At 62.5% G+C, this 9,037-nt stretch carries 8 protein-coding genes; 7 read left to right on the top strand and 1 reads right to left on the bottom strand.

From position 1 onward, the window contains the following. From BG842_RS18195 to BG842_RS18165, 7 genes are all read left to right on the top strand, one after another. The coding region (locus tag BG842_RS18195) for a thiolase C-terminal domain-containing protein (RefSeq protein WP_394327489.1) at positions 1-491 on the top strand (491 nt) is incomplete at its 5' end. After that, on the top strand, positions 488-1,465 hold the full coding sequence (locus tag BG842_RS18190) for a hypothetical protein (protein ID WP_069451889.1): 978 nt from the start codon (positions 488-490) through the stop codon (positions 1,463-1,465). The genes BG842_RS18195 and BG842_RS18190, both read left to right, overlap by 4 nt. Beyond that, the gene (locus tag BG842_RS18185) at positions 1,465-1,884 is read left to right on the top strand and encodes a Zn-ribbon domain-containing OB-fold protein (protein ID WP_069451888.1); all 420 of its coding nucleotides are present in this window, start codon (positions 1,465-1,467) and stop codon (positions 1,882-1,884) included. Before BG842_RS18190 ends, BG842_RS18185 begins: the two co-directional genes overlap by 1 nt. Before the next feature lie 197 nt (positions 1,885-2,081). Further along, entirely contained in the window at positions 2,082-3,608 is a 1,527-nt protein-coding gene (locus BG842_RS18180; RefSeq protein ID WP_069451887.1) for an aldehyde dehydrogenase, read from the top strand. A gap of 165 nt (positions 3,609-3,773) precedes the next feature. Next, positions 3,774-5,129: an aspartate aminotransferase family protein gene (locus BG842_RS18175; protein ID WP_069451886.1), complete on the top strand. Its 1,356-nt coding sequence runs from the start codon at positions 3,774-3,776 to the stop codon at positions 5,127-5,129. Beyond that, on the top strand, positions 5,129-6,427 hold the full coding sequence (gdhB, locus tag BG842_RS18170; RefSeq protein WP_069451885.1) for a glutamate dehydrogenase GdhB: 1,299 nt from the start codon (positions 5,129-5,131) through the stop codon (positions 6,425-6,427). Before BG842_RS18175 ends, gdhB begins: the two co-directional genes overlap by 1 nt. Positions 6,428-6,771: 344 nt before the next feature. After that, positions 6,772-7,554, top strand: coding sequence for a serine protease (locus BG842_RS18165; RefSeq protein WP_069451884.1), 783 nt, complete (start codon positions 6,772-6,774; stop codon positions 7,552-7,554). Between the two features lie 233 nt (positions 7,555-7,787). Here the strand turns inward: BG842_RS18165 and BG842_RS18160 are convergent, their stop codons facing one another. Further along, positions 7,788-9,035, bottom strand: coding sequence for an MFS transporter (locus BG842_RS18160; protein ID WP_069451883.1), 1,248 nt, complete (start codon positions 9,033-9,035; stop codon positions 7,788-7,790). Positions 9,036-9,037 lie beyond the last annotated feature (2 nt).

Raw genomic sequence — 9,037 nt, 5'->3', positions numbered from 1 at the left:
ACGAAGCGCACGAGTACACCGACGACCCGGTGTACATCACCGGATTCGGCGGCGGCAGCGACCACCTCGCGCTCCACGACCGCGACACCATCACGTCGCTTTCGGCGGTCCGCGATGCGGCCGACGCGGCCTACGACCGTGCCGGGAGAACCGCCGACGACATCGATTTCGCAGAGGTCCACGATTGTTTCACCATCGCGGAACTCCTCGCGTACGAGGACCTCGGATTCGCCGACCGCGGCGAGGGGTGGCGACTCATCGACGAGGGTCGGACGCGACGAGACGGCGACCTTCCCGTCAACACGAGCGGCGGGCTGAAGTCGAAAGGCCATCCGCTGGGCGCGACCGGTATCGGACAGGTCGTGGAGGTGTTCGACCAACTCCGCGGCGACGCGGGCGAACGACAGGTCGATGGCAGCGTCGCCCTCTCGCACAACGTCGGCGGGTCCGGCGGTGCGGCGACCGTCTTCATCTACGAGGTGGACGCATGAGCGTCGGCATAACCGACTATGCCGTCTCGCTTCCGTCCTACCACGTCACCGCCGAGGCGTACGAGGAGGTTTGGGGTCGATTCGCCGCGAGAATCGACCGCAAGACCGTCCTCGCCTACGACGAGGACGCCATCACGATGGCCACGGAGTCGGGGCGGGCAGTCGATGGAGACGGCACGGAGACGCTCGCGTTCGCCACCACGTCGAACCCGCAGTCGGGGTCGTTAGCGAGTGGACCACTCTCGCGGGCGCTCGGTATCGACGGGGCACGTCGGACGCTGGAGTTCGGCAACTCGTGGAAGGCGGGTCTCGAAGCACTCGACGTCGGACTCTCGTTCGGGTCGTCCCTCGTGGTCGCATCCGATGCGCCCGACGCCCCCCGAGACGAGGACGCAGAGCACGTCCTCGGTGCCGGGTCCGCGGCGTTCGTCGTCGGCGACGACCCGCTTGCAATCCGCGTCGGAAGCGCCCACTACGTGGACGCCTACCTCCCGGCGAAGTTCCGAACGGACGGGCAGGTGACCGACCTCTCGCTCGGCGGATACACGACCGAGGGCTTCGTGGAAGCGCTCTCGGCCGTCGTGGACGACGCCCTCGCGGAAGCGAACTGCACTGTCGAGGAGATCGACCACGCGGTGTTCCCGCAGGACGACGTGAAGATGTCGTGGCGCGGCGGCGCTCGACTCGGATTCGACGCCGACCAGATGAGTGCCGGGTTCGTCGTCAAGCGCATGGGATTCGCAGGCGTCGCCTCGCCCCTCGTCGGTCTCGCCGCGGCTCTCGACGCCGCGGAGTCGGGTTCTACAATCCTCGTTGCCGGATACGGGTACGGCCACGGCGCGAGCGCGTTCGTCTTCGAGACGACAGATAGAGTCGAAGACGAGGGTGCATCGGCTGGCGTCGGTGCCGCACTCGACGGGACCGAGGAGTTGAGTTACGCCGAGTATGCGCGATTGCAGGAGGTGTCGAACTGATGGGAGCACACATCTCGATTCCGATGTACGAGCGAACCGTGGGGCAACGATTGGCGTTCGAGGGCGAACGCTGTACCGACTGCGGGACCGTCGTGTTCCCCCCGAAGGGAGCCTGTCCCGATTGCCGAAACGACGCGTTCGAGACGGTTGACCTCTCGGGAGAGGGCACCATCTACTCCTATACCGTCCTCTCGCCGGGTGGTGCGCCGCCGGAGTTCGCCGGACAGGCGCAGGCGGAGGGGCGGTACGTCGTCGCCATCGTCGAACTCGACGAAGGACCGCGAATCACCGCGCAGGTCACGGATGTCGACCCGACCGAGGTGACGGTCGGTATGCCCGTTTCGGGTCGCATTCGTCGCATCTACGAGGAGGAGGGAATCGTCAGATACGGGTTCAAGTTCGTCCCCGCGACGGAGTGAGTCTCGCCCCGCGATGAGGCCGCGATAATCGGGTCGTCGATTGCCCGCCCGAACCACGCCACCCCCCACCGATTCATCTCTGAGCTAACAAGCGCGTCCTAAATTAGAATCATCACAATATATCCACTTCTATTTTGGTATCTAGTTAGTTTTATTAGCGCTCGATTCGAGGTGCATGACGAACGAGCACAGTAACCATGGAACTAGAACACTACACCGGCTCGGTTCAGGAGAACCATCAGCAAGCGAGCGAGGAGGCACAGTCGTTCGGGACGTTCGAAGCGTGGATCGGTGGGTCGTCTCACCCAGCGGAAAGCGGCGAGACGTTCGAAACGCGAGACCCCGTCGTAGACGAACCCATTCTCTCGGTACCTCGCTGCGACGAGGTTGACGTGGACGCAGCCGTCGAGGCCGCACAGGACGCCTTCGAGAACGAGTGGGGCAACGCGACGCCCGCGGAGCGGTCGGAAGCCCTCCTCGAATGGGTCTCCGTCCTCCGCGACAACATCGAAGAACTCGCGCTTCTCGAGAGCCTCGACGTGGGCAAGCCGCTGTCGTACGCCAAGGGCGAGGTCAACAAGGGCATCGACTTCATCGAGTACTACGCGAACATCTGCCGCGCCGAGGGTGGCAAGGAGATTGCGGCGGCGAACGACGCGCACATCTACACCCGTCGTGAGCCCTACGGCGTCGTCGGCTGCGTTACGCCGTGGAACTACCCCCTCGTCCTCACCTCGTGGAAGATCGGCCCGGCGCTCGCCGCCGGCAACGCCGTCGTCCTGAAACCCGCCGAACAGAGCCCGCTCACGGCGCTCCGAATCGCCGAACTCTCCGAGGACGTCCTGCCCGACGGCGTTTTCAACGTCGTCCCCGGCTTCGGCGAAGAGGCAGGCGCGCCCCTCACGGGTCACTCCGACGTGCAGAAGGTTTCGTTCACCGGCGAGGACGTGACCGGCGAGGAAGTGATGAAGTCGGCCGCCTCGAACATCACGCCCGTCACGCTGGAACTCGGTGGCAAGTCGCCGTTCGTCGTCTTTCCCGACGCGGATATCGAACAGGCCGCCGAGACCGTCGCCGGGAGCATCACGTACAATACCGGCCAGTCGTGCGACGCCTGTTCACGCGCGCTCGTCCACGAGGACGTTCGTGACGAGTTCGTCGAGAAACTGGTCGAGGAGATGGAGTCACACACAATCGGCGACACGCTCTCCGAGGGGACCACCTTCGGCCCGCTCGTCTCCGAAGCGCAGTACGAGAAGGTGACCTCGTACCTCGAACTCGGCGTCGAAGAAGGTGCCACCCTCGCGACCGGCGGAAACGCCGTCGAAGCCGAGGGCACCGACGACGGGTGGTTCGTCGAACCCGCCGTCTTCGTGGACGCCGACAACGACATGCGAATCGCGCAAGAGGAGATATTCGGCCCGGTCGAGACGGTCGTCACCTTCAGCGACTACGACGAGGCCATCGAACTCGCCAACGACGTGGAATTCGGCCTCGCCGCGGGCGTTGCGACGGAGAACGGCTCGCTCGCCCACCGCGCGGCCGCCGACATCGACGCGGGAAGCGTCTGGGTCAACAAGTTCTACGGACGCACCGTCACCGGTAGCCCGTTCGGCGGGTTCAAACGCTCCGGCATGGGCCGCGAGTGCTCCCGCGACACGCTCAACGCCTACACCCAAGAGAAGACGGTCCACGTCCCCATCGAGCAGGACCCGACACTCTGAATCCACCGTCGATTCTGACCTCCCACCTATTCCGTTCCCACCGACCCCGTGACGCGAGTCTGTCTGGTACTAGTTTAGATTACTCCGGTGCGTTTTGGAACCTCTACAAAATTCGGATTTCTTAGTAAGACTTATTTTATTATGGGGTGCAGTCAATCGTGATAGATGGCACATCAGAACCACATCTTCTACAAGTGGGGAGGGGGAATCGAGCCCGACCTGCCGAGGATAGACCACGCCACAGACGAGTTTCTCGTGACCGAAGACGGCGAGCAACTCATCGACGCCGCGTCGGGCGCTGCCGTAACTAATCTCGGCCACTCGGTTCCGGGCATCGACCAGATATTCGAGTCACAGTCGTCGAACGTCTCGTATCTTAGTCTGTCTCACTTCTCCCACGACGCACCCGAGGAACTCGCGCGCACGCTCGCGGAGCGATCTCCCGGTGATCTCTCCAAAGTGTTTTACACGAACTCGGGGAGCGAGGCAAACGAGGCGGCGTTCAAGCTCGCACGCGAGTACTTTCGTTCGCGTGGGAAGACCGAGAAGTCTGTCGTGATCTCCCGCTGGCAGTCGTATCACGGCGCAACGTTCGGTGCACTGTCCGCGACCGGGAACACGCTTCGACGGCGTGGCTACGAATCGTTCCTGGCCGATTGGGAGCACATTTCGCCGGCGTATCCGTACCGGTGGTCGTTCGAGGGAACGCCCGAAGAGCAGGCCCGCGCCGCCGCGCGTGAACTCGAAACGACGATTCGCCAACGCGGTCCCGAGACGGTCGCAGCCTTCATCGCCGAACCGGTCGGCGGCGCCAGCATCCCCGCGACCGCACCGCACCCCGCTTACTACGAGGAAGTCCGCGACATCTGCGACGAGTACGACGTGCTCTTTATCGCGGACGAGGTGATGACCGGATTCGGCCGGACCGGGCCGCTGTTCGCCATGGAACACTACGGCGTCGTTCCCGACATGATGACGCTCGGAAAGGGCCTCACGAGCGGCTACACGCCGATGAGTGCCGTGCTCGTTCGTGACCACGTGGCCGAGGAGTTCACCCACGACGGTGCCTCGTTCGCCCACGGCCACACGTTCGCCGGAAATCCGCTGTCCGCGGCCGTGGCGAACTTCGTCGTGGACCGGTACACGGACGACGTGCTCGAACAGGGTCGCGCTCGCGGCCGCCAACTCGTCTCCGAACTCGACGCGCTCCGAGACCACCCGATGGTCGGCGATTTCCGTGCGATGGGGCCGATGGTCGGACTGGAGTTCGTCGCCGATAGGGCGACGAAAGAGCCCTTCGACCCCTCCTCGAAGGTCTACAAGCAGGTCTACGACGCCGCACTCGACCGCGGCGTCTACACGTACCCCGGAAAGGGGTCGGTTGATGGGCTGGCGGGCGACCACCTGATGCTCGCTCCGCCGCTGACACTCAGTGAGGCCTCGGCCTCTCGAATCGCCGACGCCGTCATCGATTCGGTTGAAACGGTCTACCGCCGCATCAAGCCGGAGGTGACCACCTGATGGCGCAGAGCGAGGAGAACGCGGTCACGGCCGAGGAGTCGAACGCGGAACCCGAATCCGAGACGGCGCTCGAAACGGCCCGGCGGCAACTTGAGCGCGCCGCGGGACTCGTGGACGTGGACCCGGGTATTATCGAACGGTTGAAACATCCGACGAAGGTCCAACGGGTGGCGGTCCCGCTGAAGCGCGACGACGGCACCGTTGCAGTCTACACCGGCTACCGCTCCCAGCACGACGACGTTCGCGGGCCGTACAAGGGCGGCCTTCGCTACCACCCGAACGTCACCGAAGACGAGTGCGTCGGTCTTTCGATGTGGATGACGTGGAAGTGCGCCGTGATGGACCTCCCCTTCGGCGGCGGGAAGGGCGGTATCGTCGTGGACCCGAAGGACCTCTCGCCCGGCGAGAAAGAACGGCTCACCCGTCGGTTCGCCGAAGAGGTGCGCGACTTCGTCGGCCCGGAGAAGGACATCCCCGCACCGGACATGGGGACCGACGCGCAGACGATGGCGTGGTTCATGGACGCCTACTCGATGCAGGAAGGCGAGACCCAACCCGGCGTCGTCACCGGCAAGCCGCCCGTTCTCGGGGGAAGTTACGGTCGCGCGGCCGCACCCGGCCGGTCGGTCGCTATCATCGCTCGTGAGGTCATCGACCACTACGAGATGGACATCGAAGAGACGACCGTCGCGGTCCAAGGATTCGGTTCCGTCGGTGCGAACGCCGCCCGTATCCTCGACGATTACGGTGCGACCATCGTCGCCGTCTCGGACGTGAACGGTGGCATATACGACCCCGATGGCCTCGATACCCACGCCGTACCGACCCACGAGGAACAGCCAGAAGGCGTTATGAAGTACGATTCGCCCGCGAAGATTTCGAACGAGGACCTCGTCGAACTCGACGTGGACGTTCTCATTCCCGCCGCCATCGGCGACGTCATCACCGCGGAGAACGCGGAAGACGTCCGAGCCGACATCGTGATCGAGGGTGCCAACGGGCCGACAACGTTCGCAGCCGCGGAAATCCTCGAATCGAATGATGTCGCCGTCGTTCCCGACATCCTCGCCAACGCGGGCGGTGTGACCGTCTCGTACTTCGAGTGGCTCCAGAACATCAATCGTCGGTCGTGGTCGCTCAAACGCGTGAACGACGAACTGGAGACGGCGATGCTCCGCGCGTGGGACGACGTGTCCGATGCCAAAGCGGAATTAGACGTGACGTGGCGCGATGCCGCCTACGTGGTCGCCCTCTCTCGAATCGCCGAGGCCAAAGAATCCCGCGGACTGTGGCCCTGAGTCACCACCGCCGCGTCAAACAAAACTGTCGAAGGGCCGTCTCAGTCCTTCCAGCACGACGAACAGGTTGGTTGCTCGAACAATACCGGTCGTCGGGATGAACGTACTCACGACGAGAACGAGTGAACCGCCGACAGGAAGTACGACGCTCTCGGAGATATGCGATAAAAAATTTCGTATGCAGTTCATCCGATGGACGAAGCGGCCCTCCGGTCACGAAAAGCACTCAGAGCCACAACCCTTTGGGATGAATCCGTCTAGTTCTAGCGGATGAGAATGCGCTCGAAACGAGTCAAAAGACACCCAGGGGGGCTGAATTCATCCGTCACGGCCGATGCTAAACGATGGAGTTCGGGCGGATGACGCCCTCCTATTCCCGAAGAGGGATTCTTCGCGTGACTGGCCTCGCTTCCATCTCCCCTTTCGTCGGCGGTTTCGGAAGTTGTCGGCGCGCCGAATCCGCCACGTCCGAGTATCGGACCACTGCTGTCGCTGATTTCGAGCCGTTTTCCGAGGAAATCCGCGACCGAGCCCGCACGCTCGGAGAAACGGTACAACGGTCGGTTGTCCGACTATCGACCGATTCCGGGGGTGGGACCGGGTGGGTCGTCGATAGTGGATACATCCTTACTAATTCTCATATCGTTCGAGAAGCGACGTCGGTAGCGTTCGAAACGTTCGATAGCCGCACGGGAACGGCTACTCGTGTCGGATTTCACCGGGACCTCTTTCCGGACATCGCCTTGCTCAAGACGGACCTCGAAACCCCGCCTCCGCTTTCACTGGCGACGAATACACACCCCTCTCGGAACGATGTCGTGCTCGCGGTCGGACATCCAAAAATGGTGGGTGACTGGGTGATATCCTTGGGTCGGTACGAGCGCTACAACCCACATTCGGATTGGATAGAAGCGACGATTCCGACCGGAGATGGTAACAGCGGCTCGCCGCTGTTGCTGATGGACGGGGGCGTCATCGGCTGTGTCAATGGCACTACGCGGGAGAAACACACGATAGTGCGTGAAAACCGACCGAAAACCGTGTACACCACCTATCCGAGACGACTAACAGTCGCGACGGCAATACCAGCAGATACTATCGCGAAATGGGTGTCGAGGTGGCGATGATTCCAGAGAATGGAAAATCCGCTCCGGAACTTCCCGTATTCACCGATCAAATTCGTTGTGAATCCGTCGCCCTTCGTCGTTCGGGTGGGGACCCACACCATTGCTGGTCTCTACACGGATTTCTGCCAAGCGAATGGATGATTTCGTACCCGTGAATTCCGTCATGTCACCACTGCTGACGCCCTGGTCGGGGTCCCCTACAGCGAACGATCAGGGCCCACGTTGCAGGACCGTTACGCTGATGAGTAGTACGCTCTCACTCGAGCGAGCCGAGCGGGCCCTGCAACGAGAGCAACACCGGTCGCCAAGAACGCGATAAAGCTGGAGGCAAGCATGAGCGTGTCGTACCCAACCCCAACGGAGATCGCGAGACCGGCGAACACGATTGGACCGGTAGTCCGCCCAAGGAACGTGGTGCTGTTTCGGAGACTCATTGCGCCAGCCATGTATTCCGTGGAAACCCGGTCGCTCACGGCAGCGTCAACAACCGGCATCAGCAGACCAACGCCGACGCCGATAATCACGACTGCCGCCATCGTCGCAACCAATTCACTCGCGCCCCACGCGGCTGCGAATCCGATCGCATAGCAAGCGAATCCGACCACGATCAGCCACTCGTTCGAGAGGTAGCGCGCCAATCGGCCACTCGAGGCGGCGACGATCATCGACGCCGTTTCCGATACCAAAATCACGGTCCCGATTAGCACCGGCGTGAACGTCGTCGCGAGGACGAACGGTATCGCCGTGAATATCACGCCGAACAGCAGGAACTCGGTGATGAAGGCGACGGCGAACAACGCCAGAAGCGACGGCTTTACGATCGATCGTGCCGCGTCCGCAAGATACGCGATTCCTTGTTCACCATCGACGTGGTGGGGTTCATCCAGTGCTACCTGTGTGAATACGGCGACCGGGATTGCTACGAGATACGCCAGAAACGGTGCATTCCACGCGATACCAGTGAGCGCCCCTCCAAGCACCGGAAATAGGGCGGCAGTAGCAGAGAGAACGGCGACGTTTGCTCCCAGTACCGCGTTACGCTGAACGCCGTCGAACACATCACCGACAATCGTAACGGTGGTGATGAAGATCGCGGCGGCGGCGGTCCCCTGTGCGATACGGAGCACTAGTAAGAGCTCGAATGTCGGTGCGATCGCCATCGCGCCACCCAGCACACCAAACGCCAATAGACCCGCGACAAGTACTCGCTTCCGCCCGATACGATCCGCAAGGATACCGATGAATGGCGAAAGAACGATTCCGACAAGGAAGTACGTACTCACCAAGAGACTCGCCTGTGCGTCGGTAATTTCGAACACGTTACGGAATACCGGTAGTGCGGGGCTGATGAGTGGCACTCCGAGCGGTGCGAGCGCCGTGCTAATCAATACAGTCTGTACCGTCCGGGAATGCCACGGAACGGTTTCAGTTGGTTCGTCGACCGATGCTACCTGTGAACCGACCTCGGTTGTGTGGTCCATGG

The organism is Haladaptatus sp. W1 (genome assembly GCF_001723155.1).
Lineage (GTDB): Archaea > Halobacteriota > Halobacteria > Halobacteriales > Haladaptataceae > Haladaptatus > Haladaptatus paucihalophilus.
This window is presented reverse-complemented; position numbering and strand designations above follow the sequence as displayed.